Origin of the sequence: Clostridium fungisolvens (assembly GCF_014193895.1) — a bacterium.
Taxonomy (GTDB): Bacteria; Bacillota; Clostridia; order Clostridiales; family Clostridiaceae; genus Clostridium_AR; species Clostridium_AR fungisolvens.
Map to the genome: position 1 here is coordinate 373,778 of NZ_BLZR01000001.1, position 24,989 is coordinate 398,766.

Genomic DNA, 24,989 nt, shown 5'->3' on the forward strand with positions numbered 1-24,989 from the left:
TCTTGATAACCGTGTGAAAATATGTAAATGAAAGTCGAAATATGGAGAAAATAATTATTATAGTGTATAATTATATAAATTTAAAAATCATATGACGAGGTTTGTTTTCATGGAAGATAAAAGGAATTACTATTTTGACAACGCTAAAGCTTTATTAATTTTTTTAGTTGTTCTCACACATATTATTGAACCGGTATTGGATATAAAGTTCAAGCTAAAAACTTTTTATATAATAACATATACATTCCATATGCCTTTATTTATTTTCTTAAGTGGGTATTTCGCCAAAAAGAGCTCTAGATCTACTAAGAGCAAGGCTAAAAAGATGTTTTTGCTTTTTGTGGTGATACAATTTTTTTACTCTTTATTTTATATTTTTATAATGCATAGTAAAATTGCAAAAATGACATGGATATATCCTAATTGGACCTTGTGGTATTTGCAAGCATTAGTCGTTTGGTATATTATTTCAGACTATTTTAATGGATTTTATAAATGGTTTATAGGAAGTATAATTATTGCACTGTTAGCAGGTTTTGATGAAAATATATACACATTTATAAGTACTTCTAGAATTTTAGTGTTTTTACCTTTCTTTGTCTTAGGATACTACTTCAATGAAAGATATATAGAAGTTATAAAGAAAAATAGAATTTATTTAAGTATTTTAGGGGCGATTATAGGCTTTTTTGTATACAGGTATAACAATAGAATAGATGTACAATGGTTATATGGTTTTGAACCTTATGTGCAAATATCAAGTAATTTAATGGTAGGAATGTTGATTAGATTAAGTGTTTTAGTGATTGCAATAATTTTTTCGTTAATAGTCCTAGGGTGGGTACCAAGAAAAAGAAATATGTTTTCTTTTTTAGGAAAATATACATTGATAGTTTATCTAAGTCATTCTTTAATTATACAGGCTTTTATGAGGTTTGATTTATATAATAGAGATACAAATATTCAGTTGTTAATTACATCTATTTTAATACTTATTTGTGTTTATTCTACAGTGTTTATATATCTGTTTTATGAAAAGTTTAAAATAAAGCTTGTTAAATAACTTATATAGTCCTTTATTAATATAAATTTTTAAAATTTCTAATTTTATGGTATAGTACTATTGTTGATAATTTTAGAAACTATAAAGCTATTATAAAGGAGTTGTATAATAAGTGGAAAATAATTTCAAGCTTTTTAGTGTAGGACCTGTAGAAATGAATGATGAAATAAGAGAAATTGGTGGAGAAAGAATACCATACTTTAGAACTGATGAATTTTCTAGTTTAATGTTAGAAAATGAAAAATTAATAAAGAAACTTATGAATACTTCGGATAAATCAAAAGCAGCATTTTTAACTGCATCAGGAACAGGTGCAATGGAAGCTGCTATTATGAATATGTTTAATCAGCAGGATAAGTTATTAGTAGTTGTTGGTGGAAGTTTTGGAGAAAGATTTAAGCAAATTTGTGAAATATACAATATAAATCATGATGTAATACAGCTAAATCAAGGAGAACAACTGACAAAAGACAGATTGTATGAATACTCAAATAAAGGTTATACTGGCATGTTAATTAATGCACATGAAACTTCTACTGGTGTATATTATGATTTGCAAATGGTAGGGGAATTCTGTTCAAAAGAAAATATGTTTTTTATAGTTGATTCTATAAGTTCTTTTTTAGCTGACCCGTATTATATGGATGAATGGAAAATAGATCTAACTATTATAAGTTCACAAAAAGCATTAGCATTGCCTCCAGGAATATCTGCAATTGTAATGAATGAAAGAACTGTAGAAAAGATATATTCAAATGAAGTAAAATGTTTATATTTTAATTTAAAAGATTATATAGAGAATGGTAAAAGAGGGCAGACGCCATTTACTCCTGCAGTAGGTATCTTAATACAGTTAAATTATAGATTAAAATATGTAGATGAAATTGGTTTAGACAATATAATTGAAAAGACTAAAGTTTTAGCAGAAGATTTTAGAAGTAAAATTGCAAAGTTTCCTTTTACTATACCATCTGAAAGGTTATCAAATGCGGTTACTCCTTTAAAGCCTAAAAATGGATTAAGCGCGTATTATATATATACATATCTTAAGGAAAATTATAATATTTATCTATGCCCAAGTGGGGGAAGTCTTAAAGATAGCTTGGTAAGAGTTGGACATATTGGTGAATTAAATACATCAGATAATGATGTTTTAATAGATGCATTGTCAGATATGGAAAGGAAGGGAATCATATGAGAGCTTTGATTTTAGCAGCTGGAAGAGGTACTAGAATAAGTAGATATCTTAATGGTAAACCTAAATGTACGGTTGATATTGGTGGTATTACATTAATAGAAAATACAGTTATACAACTAAAAAAAGCTGGAATTACAGATATTGCAATTTGCCTAGGATATAAGCAACAAGATATTAAAAGTATATTAAAAGAACATGATGTGAAGTATTACTATAATCCTTTTTTTGATATATCTAACAGTATAGCGTCAACATGGTTTGCTAAAGATTTTATACAGGATGATATAATTATAATGAATGGCGATGTGTTTTTGGAAGAACAATTACTACAAGATATAATAAAAGAAAGTATGAGTCCAGTACTTTTTTGTGATGTTACAAGAAAAGAAGAGGCTGATTATAAATTCTATTTTGAAGATAACCTGCTTATTAAGTATGGTAAAGAACTAGAAGGTGAAGACGTTTCTGGTGAATACATAGGAGTAGCTAAAATTAGTAAAGACAATGTAGATTTATTTAAGGAAAGTTTGGACAAACTTATTAATTCTCAAAATCATGGTTTATGGTGGGAAAATGCACTATACTGTTTAAGCGATAAAATGAATATATATGTAAAAAGTATTGAAGATAGATTTTGGGCAGAAGTTGATTATATAGAAGATTATGAGAGAATCTTAGCATTTAGAGATTATAAGGTAATCTATAATATGAAGATAGAACAGAAAGAGTAAGATAATAAGAACACTATGATTAACTTTATTTGTATATCATAGTGTTCCTTTTTTGTAATTGGAAGAAGTACCTTGAATGTATTATTATGGGAGAATATAAAAGAAAATTTAATACAATTAAAGAAAATTAATAAAAAAAGGATAAAAAAGAATAATGTGCGCATTTGAATGTAGAAATCACGCATATTAAGTAACCTTTTTTTAATTTATTATAGTAGGTACTTAGTGTAAAATAATATATTGTAGTGATAAGAGATTTTTGTGGGTTAATTTGGCAAAAAAGTGGGTTTATTTTTATGGACAAGAATCCTTGTTAAATATATAATATTATTGTTAAATTTATTGTACCTAAGAGATTGGAGGAATAATATGCAGTTAATAGATAACACAGATATAGTAGCGAAGAATCAATCTGCACCAGCAAAAATTACATATCTATTTGTTAAACGAATTTTTGATTTTATAAGTGCTTTGATTGGAATCGTTCTTCTTTCACCATTTTTTTTACTACTAATTCTGTGGGTTAAAATTGATTCTAAAGGTCCTGCAATTTTTGGACATACTAGAATAGGAACAAACGGAAAGAATATAAAAGTTTATAAGTTTAGGTCCATGGTACAGAATGCTGATGAAGTTTTTAAAAATTTTACTCCTGAGCAAAAGAAAGAGTTTGAAATTAATTTTAAATTAGAGAATGATCCAAGAATCACGAAAGCTGGGGAATTTTTAAGAAAGACAAGTTTAGATGAGTTGCCACAGCTTTTTAATATACTAATTGGTAATATGTCCGTAGTAGGGCCAAGACCAATAATACAAAAAGAAGTTGAAAAATATGGACAATTTGCTGACAAGTTGTTTTCTGCAAAACCTGGTTTAACAGGATATTGGCAAGCAAATGGAAGAAGTGACACTACATATGAAGAGAGAGTTGCTATGGATATGTACTACATTGATAATAGATCAACACTACTTGATATTAAAATAATTTTAAAGACATTTTCTTCTGTTATTAAAGGTGAGGGAGCAATGTAGATGAAAGTAGAAGTGATTTGTCCTTTATATAATGCAGAAAAGTACATAGAAGATTTACATAAAAACATAATAAACCAGAAGACTGAATGCGAAGTTAATGTTAGATATGCACTAACAGAATCTACTGATAATACTAAGAGTATACTTGACGCTATGAAATTAGACTACTGCTTGGTAAAAAAAGAAGACTTTTCACATAGTAAAACTAGGGAAATGATGGGGCTTTCTTCAGAAGGTGATATCATAGTATTTATTTCTCAAGATGTTATCATGAAGAATGATAGTTGGCTGAATAATTTAATTAAACCAATAGCTGATAACGAATGCGAGGCTTCATTTAGCAGGCAAATATGTAGAAATACTTCTATTGAGAAATATATAAGAGAAAAAAACTATCCAATTGAGTCTAGAGTTGTGTCGAAATTAGATATAAATAGACTAGGTCTTATGACCTTTTTTTATTCAGATGCATCTTCAGCAATAAAAACGGATATTTACAAAAAATTAAAAGCTTATGATGGTAAAGATCTTATAATAAATGAAGATATGTATCTGGCTTATAAAATAATAGATAATGGATATAAGATAAAATATTGTAGTGACTCAGAAGTATATCATTCACATATCTTTACTTTAACGCAGTTGTTTAATAGATATTTTGATACAGGCGTTTTTTTTAAATTAAATCCACACTTTCTTAACTATGCTGGAAATGAAAGTGGAATATCATTACTTAAGTATGTGTTAAAAAGATCTTTTGAAGAAGTAAATGCGAAAGTTATATTGAATGTTATACCAAATTTTGCTGCAAGATTTATTGGAAGTTTTCTTGGGAAAAAGTATGAAAATATAACTATAAATAAGAGAGTTAAGTATTCTTTAAATAAAAAATATTGGACTAAGGTTGAGGGAGAGTTATAGATGAAAGGTATAATATTAGCAGGTGGATCAGGTACAAGATTGTATCCAGTAACTAAGGCGATGTCAAAGCAAATGGTTCCTATATACGATAAACCAATGATATATTATCCAATGTCGGTTCTTATGTTAGCAGGGATTAGAGAAATATTAATAATATCTACACCAAGAGATATAGTTAACTTTCAGGAGTTATTTAAAGATGGTTCTGAATTAGGACTTAAAATTGAATATGCCATACAGGAAGCACCAAATGGACTTGCTGAAGCCTTTATAATAGGTGAAGAATTTATTGGAGATGATAATGTTGCTATGATTTTAGGAGATAATATCTTCTATGGTCAAAGATTTAGCGATAACTTAAAAAAAGCAGCTGCTTTAGAAAAAGGTGCAATGGTGTTTGGGTATTATGTACAAAATCCAAAGGCCTTCGGAGTAGTTGAATTTGACGATAATGGTAATGTTGTTTCTTTAGAAGAAAAACCAGAAAAACCTAAGTCAAAGTATGCAGTTCCAGGGCTTTATTTTTATGACAACTCAGTAGTAGAAAAAGCTAAGGCACTAAAACCATCACCAAGAGGAGAGTTAGAAATTACTGATTTAAATAAGGTGTATATGGAAGAAGGTACCTTAAAGGTTGAACTTTTAGGTAGAGGTCTTGCTTGGTTAGATACAGGAACACATGGCTCAATGCTTCAAGCTTCTAATTTTGTTGAAGCAGTTCAAAATACTCAAGGAACTTACATCGCTTGTCTAGAAGAAATTTCTTTTAGAAAAGGTTGGATTAGTCCGGAACAAGTAAGAGTGCTTGCAAAGCCACTTATGAAGACTGGTTATGGTCAATATTTAATAGATGTAGTTGAGGAAGTAGAGAATAAAAAAAGATAATACTGTTATATATGAAGGTGAGTTAAGATGGGAAAATTTAATTTTATAGAAACTAAGATAAAAGATTTATATATAATTGAACCTACTGTTTTTGGTGACCATAGAGGTTATTTTATGGAAACTTACAGTAAAAAGGACTTCTTTGAAGCTGGTTTAAAGATGGAGTTTGTTCAAGATAACGAATCAAAGTCAAAGAAAGGTGTATTAAGAGGTTTACACTTTCAAACAAAACATACTCAAGGGAAACTTGTAAGGGCTACTCAAGGTGCAGTATATGATGTAGCTGTAGATCTTAGAAAAGGGTCTCCTACTTTTGGTATGTGGGAAGGGGTTCTTCTTACAGCTGAAAACAAAAGACAGTTTTACGTACCAGAAGGTTTTGCACATGGTTTCCTAGTAGTATCTGATGAAGCTGTATTTAACTATAAGTGTACTGATTACTATGCACCAGAATATGATAGTGGTCTTTTATGGAATGATCCAGAAGTTGGAGTACAGTGGCCACTTGATGGAATAGAAGAACTTCTTTTATCAGATAAAGATAAGAAGCAAAAGACTTTAAAAGAATTAGACGTACCATTTGAATATAAAGGAGAATAATCTTATGAAAACATATTTAGTAACTGGTGGAGCAGGATTCATAGGTTCAAATTTTGTGCTTTACATGCTTAAGAAATATAATGATGTTAAAATAATTAACTTAGATAAGCTTACTTATGCAGGAAATCTTGAAAATCTAAAGGATGTACAAGAAAATACTAATCATGTATTTGTCCAAGGAGATATATGTGATAAGGAATTAGTTGCAGAACTTTTTGAAAAATATGATATAGATTATGTTGTTAACTTTGCAGCTGAATCACATGTTGATAGAAGTATAAAAGAACCAGAAATATTTGCAAATACAAATGTTTTAGGAACTGTTAATCTATTAAACTGTGCTAAAAATGCTTGGGAAAGAGAAAATGGATGGAAAGAAGGAGTAAGATATCATCAAGTATCAACGGATGAAGTTTACGGTTCGCTTGGAGACACTGGATACTTCATGGAAACAACTCCACTAGATCCTCACAGCCCATACTCATCAAGTAAGGCTGGAGCTGATTTTATGGTTAAGGCTTATTTTGATACTTTCAATATGCCAGTAACTATAACAAGATGTTCAAATAACTATGGTCCATATCATTTCCCAGAAAAACTAATACCACTACTTATAAACAACTGTTTAAACCATAAGGATCTTCCTGTATATGGCGATGGTCTTAATATAAGAGACTGGCTTTATGTAGAAGATCATTGTAAGGCTATAGATATGGTTGTAAGAGACGGAAGAGTTGGAGAAGTTTATAATGTTGGTGGACACAATGAAAGAACTAACATTCAAATAGTTAAAACTGTTATAAAGCATATACATGATAATGTTGACGAAACTGTAACAGAAGATTTAATAAAATACGTGGAAGATAGAAAAGGCCATGATAGAAGATATGGTATAGCACCTGATAAAATAAAGGAAGAGTTAGGTTGGTATCCTGAGACTACTTTTGAAGTAGGAATAGTTAAGACAATACAATGGTATTTAGATAATAGACAGTGGATGGAGAATGTTACTTCGGGGGAGTATCAAAACTACTATGAAAAAATGTATGAACACCAAAGATAGAAATAAAAGCGAATCTTTTTTTGTTACAGTTGTTATACCGTATTATAACAACTGTAATACCATAAATAGAGCTATAGAATCGGTTTTTAGGCAAACCTATAAAAACTATGAAATAATCTTAATGGATGATGGTTCAACTGATGAATCTTTTAAAGTTGTAGAAAATACATTAGAAAAGTATCCTGAGATTAAAGCACTCAATTTGACTCAAAAAAATCAAGGACCATCTAAAGCAAGAAATGAATGTATTTTAAGAGCAAGTGGGGAATACATTGCATTTCTAGATGCTGATGATGAATGGTTGCCTGAAAAATTACAAAGACAAATAGAAATATTAAAGAGTAACGATAAAATTGATCTTTTAGGATCTAACTTCTATATAAAAAAAGACAATCAAATTGAAAAGAAGTATTTTGTTAAAGATGATTTGGTGAAAATTACCTTTGACGATATGTTATTTAAACATTACTATGCAACACCTTGTGTTATAGTGAAAAAATCTGTAATAGTTGACTGTGGATTGTTTAATGAAACTCAAAAGTATATGGAAGATTCCCTATTGTTTACTAAGATAGCAAGAAAGTATAATGCATATATGACATCAGATTTTTTGGTATATACATATAAGCTATCCTTTGGAGAAAGTGGTTTATCTGGGAAGATAAATGAAATGGAAAAATATGAGTTGCTTAATTTTCTTAGTTTGTATAGAGAAAACAGGTCTAATGAAAATAAGCTTTCTATACTGTTATTAGTTATATGTCTAGGGTTTTCATTGATTAAATTTATAAGAAGGAAAATTATAGTTGCGCTAAGATAATTGGGGGAAAATATGGAGTCGTTAGTTTATATAGTATTAGTGAATTATAATTCATGGGAAGACACAATTGAGTGTGTGAATAGCTTAGAAACTATTTTCTACAATAATTACAAGATAATTATTGTAGAAAATGGTTCTACAAATAATTCATATGAAATGCTTAATGATAAAATATCTAATCATAAAATAATTAAAAGTGATAAAAATCTTGGATTTGCTGGTGGTAATAATTTAGGTATACGATATGCTATGGAAAATGGTGCTGATTATGTTCTTTTATTAAACAATGATACTACTGTTGAACGAGATTTTTTATCAAAGATGATAGAATGTTTTAAAAGTAACAATAAAATAGGTGTTGTTGGCTGCCAAATTAACTATTACGATAATCCAAAGCAGATAAGTCATGGTGGTGGTGACATAGATTGGAATAACTTTAAATCAGTTACTTATGATGTGGATTTGTTTCAACCAACAGTGTGTCAGTCAAGGGAAGTTACATTCATGTCTGGATGCTGTATGCTAATAAGCAAAAAAGTCTTAGATATAGTTGGATTACTCGATGATAGTTATTTTATGTATTACGAAGATACTGATTATAGTGCTAGAGTAAATGATGCAGGATTTATAATGATGCATGAACCTAAATCTGTGATATATCATAAAATTAGTAAATCAAGTGGAGGGGATTTATCTCCGTTTGTACTTTTCTGGTCGACAAAGAATAGAAGAAAGTTTAAAAATAAATTTGCTTATAAAGTTAGTAGCGTAAAAATGATAAAATTCAATATTACGCACTTTATAACAAGAATTATAAGAATATTTATTTATCTAGTTAAAGGTGAAAAAGAGAAATCTAAAGCAATATGGAAAGGATTGTTTGCCTAACTTAATAAGAGAGGAATATTAAAATGAAGATATTTACTATAGCTATAATTATTCTGTACAATATTATCTTCTTCTATAATTTAGTGAAGAAGAAAGATTTTTTTGGGTTAGGAACCATAATTAATTTTGGTGTTGTCTTAAACTTTTTACTTTATATTTTAAGGTGGTCAACATACATAAATAGCGAGCCTTACCTAGGTACATATATCATAATAGATAGTATAATAATTATATTTATAATAGTTATGTTACTATCAAAATCACCTTTTTTGAAGCCCAGGACAGGTGAGATAGTATTAAAAAATATGAGTTTAAAAATCCTGGGTAGAAATTTAGATATATATGTGATTTTAAATATTATATATATATTCTTATTTTTGCTTGAAAATTATATTGGTAGTCGAAATATTGCGCCATACTTATTTGGTATTGATATTCATACATACTCAGCACCATTGATTTCATTTGTCACTAGAGCGCTATTTGTAATGGTTATTTTAAACTTTTTTTCTTATAAAAGTTTTAATAAAAAGCGTTTTCTATTATTTATTGTTATAGATGTATGTCTATTTATTTTATTAAGAGGTGCTAGAATCAATGTATTTATGGCATTTATACAGTTTGTTTTATTTTATATAATATACAACTATGATTTATTGATTAAGAATAAAAAAGTTATAGCATCAGTTGTTGCTAGTTTTTTAATAGTAATAGTAGTTGGCGTATATATAGGAAATAGAAGAATAGATAATAATCTAAAACAAAGTAGTTTAAGAGGGGTGCTTACATACTCTGATTTTATAAAATACTCTGGACCAAAAGATCCATTTGGAGTATTACCATGGTATTATGGATATTTTCCTATGAGCTACGCTAATCTTAATTTAACTTTAGAGCACATAGATCAAAGTAACATAAGAACATACGGAATTTATACTGTAAGACCTATTTTAGTGGGATTATTTGAACTTGATAACTTCGTTAAGGGATATAAAGATATTGAGTTTTCTAGCTCTTTAGCTCAGCATTATACTGAAGCGGCAACAGTAAGAACTGGATTTATGGAGTTCTACTTAGATTTTGGTTATTTTGCATTTATTAGTGTAGCTATATATGCATTCATAGGTTTGTTTTTCTATAATAAGATAAGAAAAAATGTATATTTTACAGTGTTTTATGCCTTTTTTGGTGGATGCTGGTTCTTTATGTCTTTTCAAAATATGATGATAGATGTTACAACCTTATATGGATTGATATATCTTGCTTTAATAAATCATTTCTTTGTTGATAAAACTAAGTTATAGTGTAAGAGAACCAAACATCTAAAGATGTGTGGTTCTCTTTTTTTTGTACTTATGTGGAAATATGTAAAAAGTAATAGAAGTTTTAAAATAACATAAAATTAGTGGTATAATTATTTATGGTACTGATTTATTCAATTAGTAGATATACAGTATTTTTATTAAGGAGGATTAGAGAATATATGAATAAGGTTATTAAGAGATTTTTTGCTTCTGTAGTAGTATTCGCTTTTTTTATTACTACATTACCAAGTGTTAATGCATTTGCTGAATCAACTAGCAGTTTATTACCAATGACTACTATTGAGTCTCCGGTAGATAATGGTGCTACTCAGGGTCAATTAAATATAAGTGGTTGGGCAATTAATGCTTCAGGTGTAAAAGAAATACAGGTTTTCTTAGATGATAGCTATATTGGTGATGCTAGTATTAATTATACACGAAACGATATAGGACAAACTTATCCTCAATATGCTAATTCCAGCAAGTCAGGGTACGTATTCAAGTATGATGTTAGCAGTATCACTGCTGGTAAACATAAGGTGACGGTTAAATCAATAGGAAATGATAATTCAGTAGATATACCAGGAAGGTATATTTACATTAACATGCCTAATAATGACCCTAAATCTTCAATAGAGTCAATATACAATGGTCAAGTCATTAATGATTCTATTAATATTTCAGGATGGGCTTTAAACTCTTCTAGTGTTAAAAATGTTAAAGTGTATATAGACTGGAAATATGTTGGTGATGCTACAATTGGATATTATAGAAGTGATATTTATAACTCATTTAAAGACCAATATCCTGGTGCAGATAATAGTGGATATACTTATAGTTATGATGCTAAAAAGTTATCTCAGGGAAAACATGTGATAATGATTCAGCCTATAGGGTATGATGGCACTATAGATAATAATGAAGGAACAAATATAAGATATATATATACTAACATGCCTACATTACAACCTGCATCTTATTTAGAAGAGCCAGCCAATAATTATTCCACTGAAGGCAATATAAAAGTTAATGGTTGGGCAGTTAATTCATCAACAATTAAAGAAGTAAAAGTTTATGTAGATTGGAAGTATCATGGATCAGCAAAAATAGGGGGACAAAGAAATGATATAGGACAAGCTCTTTCAAATTATCCAGAAGCTTTTAATAGTGGATTTAGTTATGAAATAGATAGTAGATTCTTAGCTCCTGGAACTCATTCTATAATGGTTCAACCAATAGGTTATGATGGAACGATAGATCAAAATGAAAAAGCTACAATACGAAATGTTAATATAGTAAAAAAATATGCTCCTTATACAATAATTGAAGCTCCTGCTAACAATGACGTGGTTAAAACAGGAGTGAACTTGTCTGGTTGGGCAATTAATCAATCTGGAGTAAAGCAAGTAAATATATATTTGGATGGTACACTCAAGGGAAATGCAAATATAGGCTTTAATAGGAGTGATGTTGGAAATAAATTTACGCAATACTATGATTCGGTTCACAGTGGATATTCTTATTACTTGTCACTTGACAATCAATCTAAGGGTAATCATGTAGTAACAGTAGAAGCTGTTGGTTTTGATGGAACAAAGAAATCAACTACAGTAATTATAAATTTATTTGGAATAATAAATTACACGAACACTAATAAAACTTTAGATGCAGTAGTGCTTCAGCAAATCATTGATGGCAGCCCTGTAAAATACGACAGTTCAGTATCAGATTGGGTTCCTGCTAGTGCTGATGATGTTAAATATTATATGAATCCAAATAACTTTCAAAATAGTGATCAAGGTATATATCAATTTTTGAAACTAAGTTATATGGACGGTATTTCAGCTGATGATTTAAATAATATACTAAAAGGAAAAGGTATTTTAGAGGGAAAAGGTAGTGTATTCATAGAAGCTGGTAAAGCTAATAATATAAATCCAATATATTTAGTATCACATGCATTATTAGAAACAGGGAATGGATCATCAAAATTAGCGAATGGTATTTATGTTAATCAGTTACACTCAGAAGCAGGTAATGTCAATAGTGATTTAACAAATGTGGAAGGTAAAACTGTTTATAATATGTTTGGTATAGGTGCATATGATTCTAATGCGAATTTATGGGGATCTGAAAGAGCGTATAAGGAAGGTTGGTTCTCTGTAGACAGTGCTATTATGGGTGGTGCCAAATTCATTGGAACATCATATATTAATAGCTCGTATAAGCAAGATACTATATATAAGATGAGGTGGAATACAAATTATGTACCACACCAATATGCAACTGATATAGCATGGGCTAACAGTCAATGCTATAATATTAAAAAATTAGTTGATCAATGTAATAATTCGAAAATATACTTTGAAATACCAGTATATAATTAAGCTCAAGTTTGGATGGAATATAATAATGAGAAAAGCAGCTAAAATAGTAGTAATTAATATATTAACAATTATCTTTACTTTGTCCATAGTGTGGACAAGTGGTAAGGTTTCTAATGCAGTAGAAGAAGATATGGTTAAAGTAGGAATAGAAAGCCCATTAAATATAAAATCTGATCTACAACAGTTGTATATTAGTGGTTGGGCTGTAGCAAAAGGGCAATTGAAAAATATAGAAGTTATTCTAGATGGGAAGTCTCTTGGAAATGCAAACTACGGATTTTATAGAAGAGATATTGGAGAAGCTTTTACAAGCTACTCCAATTCCTATAATAGTGGGTTTGTTTTGGCTGTCCCAGATGATACCAGTGAAGGAAAGCATAAAATACAATTAAAGATTTCTATAATAGATAGAAATAATCAATCAAAAGATTTTGTAATTGAAAAACAGTTTATAAAGGCTACGAAAAATCTAGAATCTAAATTAGCAGTAGAAGATATTAAAGATGAGGATTCTTTGTCAGGTGAACTTAATATATCTGGGTGGTCATTAATTTCAACTGGAACATCTAGGGTTCAAGTACTGTTGGATGGAAGTCTTTTGGGTGATGCTCAGTATGGATATTCAAGAAAGGACGTGGCTAACAGTTATAGCCAATACTTTGAAGCTGATAACTGTGGATATAATTTTAAGATTGCGGAAAACTCTGTAAGTAATGGAAAACATAAGATAACGATAAAAGCATTAGGTAATAATAATGAGATAATTAGCAAAGATATTGTATTTTATTATAATTTGAGCATGAAATCTGTGGCAGCAATGGAGTTATCAAATGATTCTATTGTATCAAAAACTTTTACGATATCTGGATGGGCGCTTAATGCAAAAAATATCGAGAAGGTTAAAGTTTATTTTGATTGGAAGTATGTAGGGGATGCTACATATGGTTATCAAAGACTTGATATAGGAAAGGCTTATAGAGATTATCCTAATTCTTCAAACAGTGGATTTTCATATCAATTAGATATAAGTCAGTATGCTGATGGTGATCACAGTGTTATGGTACAACCTATCGGTAAGGATGGTAGTATTCTTAATGATAATGCATTAATAAGAAATGTGATGGTTGCTAATAAAACTGTTTTTTATGGAATTGATGAAAGACTTAGCAATTTGAAAGGAAAAACATCAGCAGGAATTTCTGGTTGGGTTACTAGCCCTGAAAAGATAAATGATATTAACATATTTGTTGATTGGAAGTACATCGGAAAAGCTAATTATAAATATACTAGAAAGGATGTACCGAAAAAGTACTTAGATTTACAAGGGGAAAATATAGGGTTTGGATACTCTTTGGATTTGTTAAAATTGACAAAAGGGACTCATACGTTTATGATACAATTTATAACAGAGTCAGGAAATACTAAATCTGAATATTTTAATTTTGAGGTAAATAGATTTTTAATTGTTGTCGATCCGGGGCATAATAATGCTGGAGACGATGGTGCATACTCAACTATAGATGGTGAAACTTATTGTGAGAGAGAGTTAAATATGCAAGTAGCAGTTAAATTAAAGAGCGCTTTGGAAAACAAAGGGTATATAGTTTTGCTAACAAGGCAACCATTGGAGATTCTTTTGGATGATTTGAGTGAGAGCTTAGCTAAGAGGGTTAATTTGGCTAACAGTTTAAATGCAGATCTTTTTATTAGTATACATCATGATAAGAATGGAGATGCATCGGTATCAGGGGTAAGTACTCATTATAGTTCTTATAGGCCAGATTTAGATAATGATGGCATAATAAGAGGACAAGATCCGGGAGGATGGAGTTATACTGATTTAAAGATAGATAGTACTCCAAGCTATGTAGCTGTGAAAAGTAGGGAATTAGCAAACAAGTTGGTTTCAGCATTGAGCTCTGATTTAAATAGAAATAATCTTAAGGCTCATGACCACGGATTGAATGTGACAAGAAATACAAAAATGCCATCTGTGCTTGTAGAATGTGGCTTTATAAGCAATAAAGGGCAGGCTCAAGATTGCTCAGATGATTCAATACAAGAAAAAACAGCAAAAACAATTAGTGAGACTATAGCTAGTTGTTTTTAGAAAACTGATAATATCAATTGTTGAGGGGAGAACTATAATTGTCTTTTAATTCTATAATTTTTATTTTATTATTTTTGCCTATACTCCTATTTTTTACGTATATAAGCAAGAAGGAATATCGAAATTATATTATTTTACTCTTTAGTATAATATTTTATTTTTGGGGATCTACAAGATCCCTTTATATTATTCTAATCAGTTTAATAGTAAATTATTTTATTGCGGTTATGATGTACAAGAAGATATTTAAGACTAGTAAAATAATTGTTTTTATTGCAGTATGTCTAAATATTCTAATTTTAGCCTATTTTAAGTATTTTAACTTTTCCATTTCTATATATAATGATACAATTGGAAATATTATAGATAGAAGAATTCATATAAGAGATATGATTATACCATTAGGGATTTCTTATATAACTTTTCAGCAGATTAGTTATATTGTAGATGTTTACAGAGATGTTAATAAAGTTATGATAAATTTCTTTGAGTACTCACTATACGTGCTTTTTTTTCCAAGGGTTATAGCTGGACCAATTATCCAGTATAGTGACTTAAGAGCTCAATTGAGAGACAGGATATATAGTGTTGATAAGTTCTCTGAAGGAATTTATAGATTCTCGATAGGTTTAGGTAAAAAGGTTATTTTATCTTCTGTACTTGAAGACGTAGCTAATCGAATTTTTGCCATGCAACCAAACGAGTTAGGTTTTATTTACGCATGGTTTGGTGCAATAGTTTATACATTACAAATATATTTAGATTTCTCTGGCTATTCTGATATGGCTATAGGGATTGGATACATGATAGGCTTTAAACTTCCGGAAAACTTTAATAGACCGTATATATCAAAAAGTATAAGTGAGTTTTGGAAAAGATGGCATATATCACTAACTAGTTTTTTTAGACAATATGTTTATATTCCTTTGGGAGGGAATAGAGGATCATATAAGAGGACCTTGTTTAATAATTTTATAATATTTTTTATTAGTGGATTATGGCATGGAGCAAACTATACATTTATAGTTTGGGGAATATATTATGGTGTATTAATAATATTAGAAAGAATAGGTTTAAAAAAATACCTTGATAAATTACCTGGATTCTTATCTCAAGTAATTACATTTGTTATCGTAGCTATAGGTTGGGTAATTTTTAGGTCTGATAATATATCATATGCATGGAAATATATTAAAACTTTATTTAACTTACATAGTTATGAAAATATGAGCTTTTTAAAACTCGGAGCTGATTCTAAGTTTTGGATTATATTTGTGTTATCATTGATTATATCAATATTACCAGACTTGAGTACAGTTATTAGAAAAAAGATGGATAACAGTATAATATATCTTGTTAAATATGTATTTTCACTTATAATTCTTATATATTCAATAGCAATTATAAGTACTGGTACATTTAATCCATTTATTTATTTTAAGTTTTAGGTGGTGATAATATTGAGTAAGTTTAGTTATAAGAAAATATTATCGGTATTATATATAATTGCTTTTATGATAATTATATTAATGCCAATAATTCAAATGAATTTACATATAGTAAATGAAGGGAAAGGAACAGAAAATAGGTCAAAAGCAGCTAAGCCAGAAATAACATTGACAAAGCCGATTGTTGAGCAAATTAAAGCATACGAAACCTATTTTAATGATAACTTTGGTTTTAGAGATAGATTTATAAAGATGACTAATACAATTGATGTTAATGTGTTTAAAAAAAGTACAAATAGTAAGGTTATATTAGGAAAAGATAATTATTTGTTTACACGAGAAGAGATGAATGATTATAATAATATACCTACTTTATCCCAAGAACAAGTAGAAAACATAGTTATAAGTATGAAAATGTTTCAAGACCAACTTGAAAAAAGAGGGATTTCTTTTGTGTTTTCAATAGCTCCAAATAAAAGTTCAATATATCCGGAGTATGTAGCTGATAGACCTATAAATTCTGTTGGGGATAACAATTATAGCTTTTTTATAAAAGCGTTAGATAAATATAAGGTGAACTATATAGATCTTAAGAAATTGCTCTTAGAAAATAAAAGTAAATATGACTTGTACTTAAAACGAGATACTCATTGGAATAATATTGCAGCAGGATTAGTGACAGATAATATACTTAAATATTATGATAAAAAGTTTAATATAGGAACTGATTTAAATATAACTAATATAAAGTCAATTAATGGTAATGGTGATTTAGATGGAATGCTTGGTATAAATAGTAACATTAAAGAGTTAGATTGTAATTTTAATATAAAAAATACCTCGAAAAAGTTACCAAAGATGGTTATGTATCATGATTCATTTGGTAATACTATGATTCCATTGATAAATAATTACACTTCATTATTTTATGATTATCATATAACCAATAATCCAATGGCTACTAACTTTCCATCAATAAGTGATGATACAAAGATTGTATATTTTGAGATTGTTGAGAGATACTTAATCAATTTATATAATTACGATTTTAATGTTTTTGATGATGAATTAGATAATATATCTACGCAATATAAAGAAATTAGACTTATGCTAAATAATGATAAACGAATAACATATAAAGATTCGTATAATTTTGACAATAAAGATAATGATACAAAAATTATATCAAATGGAGAGAATCCTGAAATTGATTTTAATATTCCACTAGAGAATACAGAATATATAGAATTAAAGTTGTCAAAAATTAAAGAATACTCAAATATAAAGATTTATTATTCTGATAACAACGGCGTTTTCAACGATAAAAATTATATAATAGTTAAACTAAATCCTATGAAAACTAATTATCTAATAAAAGAAGATGAAAATGTAAAACGAGCAAAAAGGTTTAAGATAGTAATGGACAATCGGTCAAACTCAGAGCTTAATATAGATAAACTATCTATATTATCAAAGTAACAATGTTGTTTAGGGGGAAAAACATGACGACAGGAAAAAAATTTGTAAAAGACTCAGTGCTAAGTTTTCTTCTAAAGTTTATTGGGATGGCAATAGGGTTTTTGTTACAAGTAGTTTTAAATAGATACTTAGGTAATGATGGATATGGAAAATATGCTATATTCTTAACAATTATAAACATATTCTCATTAGTATGTGTCTTTGGGATAGATGGTAGTTTAGTAAGGACTTTAGCAAGATTTGAAGATGATGATAACTTAAGAAATGTATTGCTCAAAAGATCATCTGTAGTTTCAATTAGTATTACTTCAATTGTTTCGATACTGCTTATCATTTTTCAAAAATATATATTAGACTTTTTCGCTCTTGATAAAGTACAATATCTCTACATAATAATAGTTGTTCTATTTATAACTTCTTTGTCAAAGATTTTAGATGGATATTTTCAAGGAATAAATAGAACAATAATATCTATATTATGTACTAATTTTTTAGCAAATATTTTTAAAATGGTAATCTTTTTAGTGGTAGTAACTTTTGATAAAAGATATTTGCTTATGTCACTGATTACATTCTTACTAACTGAATTAGGGTTGTTGGTGGTGAAATTATATAAGATTTATAATATAAATAAAAAGCAAATGGTTGTAACTAAGGAAAGTGAGTACACCAAGACTCAATTTAATACATTTTTTAGATATGCTTTTTATCTATCTACGATTAGTGGGGTGGATGTAATAGTAAAGAGCATGGATAAGATAATGTTAAATAGTTTAGTGAATTCTTCTGAGGTGGCTTCATATAAGGTTGCTGAAAATTATTTGGGGATTGTGGGGATATTTGCCAGTACTTTTATAGTTTTTTGGCCTATAATGTCAAGATTATATGAAGAGAATAAAATTAAAGAGTTAGAAAAGAATTTTAATTATGTAACTAAAATAATAACCGTAACGTCTTTGCCGGTATTGGTATTTATGATTACATATTCTTCTGAGTTATTTGCTGTATTTGGCAAAGGATATAGGGGGAGTGCGCCAGTTTTATATATCTTATTGTTTGGTATAGTGATAGACTCATTATCTGGTCCAGTAGGGGCTTTGTTAAATATGACAAGCTATGCTAAATATAATCTGATTGATATGATAATTTTAGCGGTTATGAATTTTGCGTTAAATGTAATACTTATACCTAAATATGGAGCAATTGGAGCAGCGATTGCCACAAGTTCATCTTTATCTCTTATAAATTTGATAAATATTGTTCAAAATAAAATATTTTTAGGTGTATTTCCATATGACTTAAAAAATATTTACTTGTTAATAGGCAGTGGTGTTTTACTATTTTTGGATAAGCTGTTATACGTGAATATCAGTTTGGGAAATACTTATGTAAATATGTTTGTTGTATTGATAATTAATTACATAATATATACTATATTTTTCATGGCTATATCCAAAAAAGAATTTATGTATTTAGTAAACTTAATAAAGGAAAAAAGGAGCGGCAAAAAATGAACTATTCAGAAATAAGAAAATATCAAAACAGAGATTCAGAGATGCTAATAGATAAGTATGGGTATCTTATTTCACCTTTAATAACTAAAAGACTATTAAAGACTAAGCTAAGACCAAATCATGTAACCTTATTAATGATAATAAGTGGATTAATTGGAGGAGTTGCATTTTGTTTTAATAACTTCTATTTGAAGATCGTGGGTTTGATATTTATACATCTGTGGTATGTTTTTGATTGCTGTGATGGGGAAGTTGCTAGAATAAAAAAAATCTACTCTAAGTTTGGAATGGAGATGGATTTTACTGCGCATATAATTAATCATCCACTATATGCATTTGCTTTCTTTTTATCAATGTATCAATTGAATAAGTATAACGTATTTTTGCTTATAACTATATTTGTTCTTCTTATAGTATTTGATTTAATATTTAGAAATCTACTTTGCTTTTATAAAGTTTACGAACAACGTATGGCAAGCGATAGTGGTAATGGTGAAAGTAATAGTAATCTAAGTTTAAAACAAATTATTATAAATATTTCTAATAATATATTTTTATTCCCTAGTTTTGCGTTAGCTTTTCCAATACTATATGTAGTAGACTATGGTTTTGGATATAGCATAAGCATATATTACAGTATTTTTGTTTTATTAGTGGCTGTATTAATAGTTAGTCTAAGAATGCTTGGATGGATAAGAAAAATAATAAATATATAATAAAGAGGATGTGAATGAAAGTGAAGATTTTAATAACAGGGGCAAAAGGTCAATTAGGAACGCAAATAATAAATATAATAAAAGCAGGGAAGTCAGAACTTGGAGTAATTCCCCAAAATGTTGCTAGTGCAGAAATTATAGGTATAGACGTAGATGAACTTGATATAACAAGCTTATCAGCTACAAGAACTTATCTAAAGGAAGTTAAGCCTGATGTGGTTATAAATTGTGCAGCTTATACTAATGTAGATGGTTGTGAAACTAATGAAGATATAGCTTTCAAAGTGAATGCTATAGGGCCAAGAAATCTTGCTATAGTTTGTGAAGAATTGGATACAAAGCTTATACATATATCAACAGACTATGTATTCAGTGGTGTTGGAACTAAAGCCTTAAAGGAATATGACCTAACAGGACCTGTGAGCGTTTATGGAAAAACAAAGCTTGCAGGAGAGGAGTTTGTAAAACAATTCTCAAGTAAATACTTTATAGTTAGAACGGCTTGGTTATATGGCTATAATGGTAAGAACTTTGTTTATACTATGATGAGATTAGGAAAAGACAAGGAATTTATTAACGTAGTAAATGATCAAAGAGGTAATCCTACAAATGCTGAAGATTTAGCTCATCATCTACTTAAACTTGTAGAAACTGAAGAATATGGAACTTATCATTGTACTGGTACTGGAGAGTGTACTTGGTACGACTTTGCTAAGAAGATAATGGAGCTTTCAAAAATAGATTGTGAAGTTAGACCTTGTACTTCAGATGAATTTCCTAGCCCAACAAAGAGACCAGAATTTTCTTCTCTAGATAACATGATGCTTAGATGCACAGTTGGAGATGAAATGAGAACTTGGGAAGAGGCTCTTAAGGTATTTATAGACAACTTAAACAAACAAATCTAACTAATATAATTGAATTATTATAAAGTTAGATTGGATAGAAACTCTAATAAGGCTAAAAACTAGGAAATAACTAGTTTTTAGCCTTTAAACTTAAGGGGAAATATAAAGATAGAACTTGTTCGACTGTAAGTTTCCGCATATAAATCCAGAAAAGTAGATGAGTTAAAAAACTTACTGAATAAATTTACTTAAGTGACTTTATTGTGGACAAGTACTAATGTCAAATATATAATAATGATAGTGTTATAATGAATAAAAAAAATTGATAATGATTTATAATATAAACATAGACTATAGTCACAATGATGTGTAGACACATGGGGAAATAATATTTATTGAAATTAAAGTGTAAGAGAGGATTGAGAGTATGTTCTCAGTTGTTATAGCTAATTGGAATGGGGAAGCATTACTTGAAAAATGTCTTCAAAGTTTTGTTAATCAAAGCTTTAAAGAGTTTAAATTATACTTAGTAGATAACGGATCAAAGGATTCATCAATAGATATAATTAATGGGTACAATGATGAATTAGATATAGAACTTATAAAATTAGATAAAAACACAGGTTTTGCTTATGCAAATAATGTTGGTATGTTAAGAGCTTTTAATGATGATAATCCGTATATAGTTACTTTAAATAATGATTTAGAATTAGAGAAAAACTGCTTTAGAGTACTAAAGGGTTTTATTGAAAATAATAAAGAATATGATGTCTTTCAGATAACAATGATTAATTATTATAATAGAAATGTAACTGATGCTACTGGTTTATCCTTTAATAAAAGAAATTTTGTATCTCAAATGGGATATGGAATGAGTATTAATGAAATTCCTAATATGCCCGTAGATATAGATGGCGCTTGTGCAGGGGCTGCAGTTTACTCTAAAACTGCTCTTAAGAAGGTTCAAGATAGAAATGGAATTTTTGATTCAAGATTCTTTGCATACTTTGAAGATACGGATTTAGCTTTACGCCTTAAAAATGCAGGTTTCAGAGCTGCATTAGTAAAGGCTGCAATAGTTTATCATATGCATTCAGCTACTGGAAAGAAAGATTCTCCATTTAAAGAATATTATTTAACTAGAAACTTCTTTCTATATCAGAAAAAGAATAATAGCAATATGAGATACTATATGAATATCCCTTTCTATATAAAAGCAATGACAGATAGAATTATTCAGTTATTGAAAGCTAAGGAGTCTGATTGTGCTAAGGCAAGAGTAAAAGGCATATTTGATTATCTACGTGGTGTTTAAATATTTATGAATTAGATAAATTGAGGCTGAAGGTTACATAGTGTAACTTTCAGTCTTTTTAGATTCTAGGGGAAATATAACTTATGAATGTTTTAAGGTGTTGATAAATAAAGATGTTTTTAGAGAAATTTACTAATAGCAGAGGTAATCACTGTGATGTTAATTGGTTAATATTTCTTGTGAAGAAATATCCAAAAGCTACGATAAAATTTATGATGCGTAATTATAAGGGGCTAGAATACTCTTTATCAGTATCAAAATTTTAGGGTCAAGCTGGAGGTGTTTATGAAAAGGATAATTTTATTTTTGGTACCACTGGTAATGTTCTTATTAGGTCTTAAAGTTATAGTAAAGGCAGATGAATTACCGGGAATTAGGTACCAAAGCCATGTGCAAAATGTTGGATGGCAGTCTTATGTATCAAATGGAAGTGATTCTGGTACTACTGGTAGAGGATTGAGGATGGAAGCGATTAAGATAGAACTAACTAATCCTACCGCAGATATGAAGCTTAAGTATCAGGCGCATGTTCAAAACATTGGGTGGCAGAATTGGGTAGAAGGCGGGCAGCTTGCTGGTACTTCTGGTCAGTCACTTAGAGTTGAAGCAGTTAAAATTCAACTAGACAATACTTCTGGATACTCAGTGCAGTATCAAGTTCACGTGGAGAGTATAGGGTGGACAAACTGGGTGAAAAATGGAGAGCTTGCAGGGACTACTGGAAAAGGTCTAAGAGTTGAAGCTATTAGAATTAAGTTAGTTAAGAATAGTGATACTACTACTAACCCTCCAACTAATAATAATACTAATAACGCCAATACAAATATAAATAATAACAGTGCTATTACAACTCTAAAATACAGCGCACATATTCAAAATGTTGGCTGGCAGCAACAAAAGAATGAAGGTGAAATTGCTGGATTACCAGGGCAAGGACTAAGAATCGAAAGCTTAAAATTAAATCTTGAAAACGCACCAAGTGATTTAGCGGTGGCATATCAAGCTAATGTGCAAAACATAGGATGGACTAGCTGGGTACATAATGGTGAAGTTTCAGGGACAACTGGACAAGGATTGAGAGTTGAAGGAGTTAGGATTAAGCTCGAAGGAAATGTTCAGGATTATCATATAATATATAAGACTTATGTAGAAGGAAGAGGCTGGCAAGGTTGGATTAAAGATGGTCAGATTTCTGGATACATAGGAAGAAGCTTGAGAATTGAAGCGGTGCAAGTAAAGCTAGTAAAAACTAGTGAATTGGCAAACTATGTGAAACCTAAAGTTGCAATAGATATTGGGCATAATACAGATTATGACTCTGGTGCAAAAGGTATAAGACAAGAAGATGAGTTAACAATGGAGGTTGGTACTAGAGTTATAAGTAAGTTAAAGGCTCTTGGTTATACTGTTATAGATACATTACCTTCAAGTGCTACTAGCACTAGTGACTCGTTAATTCAAAGATCTGATTTTGCAAATAAAAATGAGGTGGAAAGGTTTGTATGTATTCACTTCAATGTATTTGATGGTAGTGCATATGGGTCAGAAGTATACTATCAAACCAATTCAGATGTATCTAAAAGTTTAGCTACTGCTATACTGAATAACCTAACAAGTTTAGGTTTTACAAACAGAGGAGTTAAAACTGCGAATTATGCAGTTCTAAGAAATACCACTGCTCCTGCAGTTCTAATAGAGAGTTGTTTTATTGACAATGCATCAGATATGAATAAATACGATCCTGAAAAAATAGCTAATGCTATAGTTAATGGATTAGTGAACAATGTTAATTAATTAATAAAAAAGTAACAATTTGTCGAAAATAAACACAATAAGAATAGTTATTCTTATTGTGTTTATTTTTTTGTAAAAGGGTAAATAATATAGTTGGAATGTCAATTTTCGATGTTAAAATGTTTATTGATAGATTTTAGTTGCATTTTTATAGATTAATATGTAGAATATAATTGTAAATATTATATTAAATATTATATTAAATATTATATTAAATATTTAATGGCATTAAAGAAGTGATTATATTTAAATAGTTAGTATAGTATTTAAGATGTTATACGCTGGATTTGAAGGGAGGATAAATTTTTTGGGAGAATTAAGATTATATAGATGTACTATAATTGGGGAAAATGATAAGTACTTCATAGGAAAAGATGTTTTAGACAACAAGTTATTAATTGCTAAGAATAATAACACAAGAAAGTACAAAATGGGAACAAACGATTCATTTTATGCTTCTATAAAAAAAGAAGGGCTATTAGTGAAAAAAGATATATTATATCCTATAAGTTCAGCGGAATATGAAGAATTAGCATCAAATAATGGAATGCATAGTATAGATGATGAGATAATCCAAAAGCTGAAAAGAATATAATTACATAATGGTAATTTGAAGTTAGTTTTAACATAAAAAGAGTTGCTCTTGGGTTGAGCAACTCTTTTTGCTTAGTTTAGTTGATATTTAGACTATCTTTGAAATTAAGTGGTTAGGCAGGAGATGCTATATGAGTGAGCTATTAGAATTAAATGATTTTTTCAGATGGAATGGCGTTAAAAAACTGTACTGTTCGAACGAAGTGAGTTTACAGTTTTAGCCATGGAATATGACAAAATCATATTAATTCTTTGCGTAAGCTCATTAAAGCATTGGAT

The 24,989-nt window shown here is 29.2% G+C and carries 21 protein-coding genes; all 21 read left to right on the forward strand.

What is annotated here, in order from left to right; translation table 11 throughout:
• The first annotated feature begins 109 nt into the window (after positions 1 to 109).
• Positions 110 to 1,063, forward strand: coding sequence for an acyltransferase family protein (locus bsdtw1_RS01440; RefSeq protein ID WP_183275820.1), 954 nt, complete (start codon positions 110 to 112; stop codon positions 1,061 to 1,063).
• Between the two features lie 112 nt (positions 1,064 to 1,175).
• Entirely contained in the window at positions 1,176 to 2,261 is a 1,086-nt protein-coding gene (locus tag bsdtw1_RS01445) for a pyridoxal-phosphate-dependent aminotransferase family protein (RefSeq protein WP_371874637.1), read from the forward strand.
• Positions 2,258 to 2,992 carry a phosphocholine cytidylyltransferase family protein gene (locus bsdtw1_RS01450; protein ID WP_183275821.1) on the forward strand — a complete coding sequence of 245 codons (735 nt, stop codon included), beginning with the start codon at positions 2,258 to 2,260 and terminating at the stop codon, positions 2,990 to 2,992. Before bsdtw1_RS01445 ends, bsdtw1_RS01450 begins: the two co-directional genes overlap by 4 nt.
• 369 nt (positions 2,993 to 3,361) lie before the next feature.
• Entirely contained in the window at positions 3,362 to 4,024 is a 663-nt protein-coding gene (locus tag bsdtw1_RS01455) for a sugar transferase (RefSeq protein WP_183275822.1), read from the forward strand.
• Positions 4,025 to 4,945, forward strand: a complete 921-nt coding sequence (locus tag bsdtw1_RS01460; protein ID WP_183275823.1) for a glycosyltransferase family 2 protein — start codon at positions 4,025 to 4,027, stop codon at positions 4,943 to 4,945.
• A complete protein-coding gene (rfbA, locus tag bsdtw1_RS01465) occupies positions 4,946 to 5,830 on the forward strand; it encodes a glucose-1-phosphate thymidylyltransferase RfbA (protein ID WP_183275824.1) in 885 nt (294 codons plus the stop codon).
• A gap of 27 nt (positions 5,831 to 5,857) precedes the next feature.
• Entirely contained in the window at positions 5,858 to 6,430 is a 573-nt protein-coding gene (gene rfbC, locus bsdtw1_RS01470) for a dTDP-4-dehydrorhamnose 3,5-epimerase (protein WP_183275825.1), read from the forward strand.
• A gap of 4 nt (positions 6,431 to 6,434) precedes the next feature.
• Positions 6,435 to 7,493: a dTDP-glucose 4,6-dehydratase gene (gene rfbB, locus bsdtw1_RS01475; protein WP_183275826.1), complete on the forward strand. Its 1,059-nt coding sequence runs from the start codon at positions 6,435 to 6,437 to the stop codon at positions 7,491 to 7,493.
• Complete coding sequence (locus bsdtw1_RS01480; protein ID WP_183275827.1) at positions 7,465 to 8,313, forward strand: glycosyltransferase family 2 protein; 849 nt, start codon at positions 7,465 to 7,467, stop codon at positions 8,311 to 8,313. Before rfbB ends, bsdtw1_RS01480 begins: the two co-directional genes overlap by 29 nt.
• Before the next feature lie 12 nt (positions 8,314 to 8,325).
• Positions 8,326 to 9,201, forward strand: coding sequence for a glycosyltransferase family 2 protein (locus tag bsdtw1_RS01485; protein WP_183275828.1), 876 nt, complete (start codon positions 8,326 to 8,328; stop codon positions 9,199 to 9,201).
• Positions 9,202 to 9,224: 23 nt separating this feature from the next.
• Complete coding sequence (locus bsdtw1_RS01490) at positions 9,225 to 10,505, forward strand: O-antigen polymerase (protein ID WP_183275829.1); 1,281 nt, start codon at positions 9,225 to 9,227, stop codon at positions 10,503 to 10,505.
• A gap of 179 nt (positions 10,506 to 10,684) precedes the next feature.
• Entirely contained in the window at positions 10,685 to 12,892 is a 2,208-nt protein-coding gene (locus tag bsdtw1_RS01495; RefSeq protein ID WP_183275830.1) for an Ig-like domain-containing protein, read from the forward strand.
• A gap of 25 nt (positions 12,893 to 12,917) precedes the next feature.
• Complete coding sequence (locus bsdtw1_RS01500) at positions 12,918 to 15,002, forward strand: N-acetylmuramoyl-L-alanine amidase (RefSeq protein WP_183275831.1); 2,085 nt, start codon at positions 12,918 to 12,920, stop codon at positions 15,000 to 15,002.
• A 230-nt stretch (positions 15,003 to 15,232) separates the two neighbouring features.
• Positions 15,233 to 16,450, forward strand: coding sequence for an MBOAT family O-acyltransferase (locus tag bsdtw1_RS01505; protein WP_183275832.1), 1,218 nt, complete (start codon positions 15,233 to 15,235; stop codon positions 16,448 to 16,450).
• Positions 16,451 to 16,462: 12 nt separating this feature from the next.
• Positions 16,463 to 17,929, forward strand: a complete 1,467-nt coding sequence (locus tag bsdtw1_RS01510; protein WP_183275833.1) for an alginate O-acetyltransferase AlgX-related protein — start codon at positions 16,463 to 16,465, stop codon at positions 17,927 to 17,929.
• A gap of 23 nt (positions 17,930 to 17,952) precedes the next feature.
• Entirely contained in the window at positions 17,953 to 19,443 is a 1,491-nt protein-coding gene (locus tag bsdtw1_RS01515; RefSeq protein WP_183275834.1) for a flippase, read from the forward strand.
• Positions 19,440 to 20,159 carry a CDP-alcohol phosphatidyltransferase family protein gene (locus bsdtw1_RS01520; protein WP_183275835.1) on the forward strand — a complete coding sequence of 240 codons (720 nt, stop codon included), beginning with the start codon at positions 19,440 to 19,442 and terminating at the stop codon, positions 20,157 to 20,159. Before bsdtw1_RS01515 ends, bsdtw1_RS01520 begins: the two co-directional genes overlap by 4 nt.
• A 20-nt stretch (positions 20,160 to 20,179) precedes the next feature.
• Positions 20,180 to 21,067 (forward strand): dTDP-4-dehydrorhamnose reductase, encoded by an 888-nt coding sequence (rfbD, locus tag bsdtw1_RS01525; protein ID WP_183279701.1) that lies wholly within the window; start codon positions 20,180 to 20,182, stop codon positions 21,065 to 21,067.
• A 367-nt stretch (positions 21,068 to 21,434) separates the two neighbouring features.
• Positions 21,435 to 22,322: a glycosyltransferase family 2 protein gene (locus bsdtw1_RS01530; protein ID WP_183275836.1), complete on the forward strand. Its 888-nt coding sequence runs from the start codon at positions 21,435 to 21,437 to the stop codon at positions 22,320 to 22,322.
• Between the two features lie 285 nt (positions 22,323 to 22,607).
• Positions 22,608 to 24,116 carry an N-acetylmuramoyl-L-alanine amidase gene (locus tag bsdtw1_RS01535; RefSeq protein ID WP_183275837.1) on the forward strand — a complete coding sequence of 503 codons (1,509 nt, stop codon included), beginning with the start codon at positions 22,608 to 22,610 and terminating at the stop codon, positions 24,114 to 24,116.
• A gap of 307 nt (positions 24,117 to 24,423) precedes the next feature.
• Positions 24,424 to 24,711: a hypothetical protein gene (locus bsdtw1_RS01540; protein WP_183275838.1), complete on the forward strand. Its 288-nt coding sequence runs from the start codon at positions 24,424 to 24,426 to the stop codon at positions 24,709 to 24,711.
• Positions 24,712 to 24,989 lie beyond the last annotated feature (278 nt).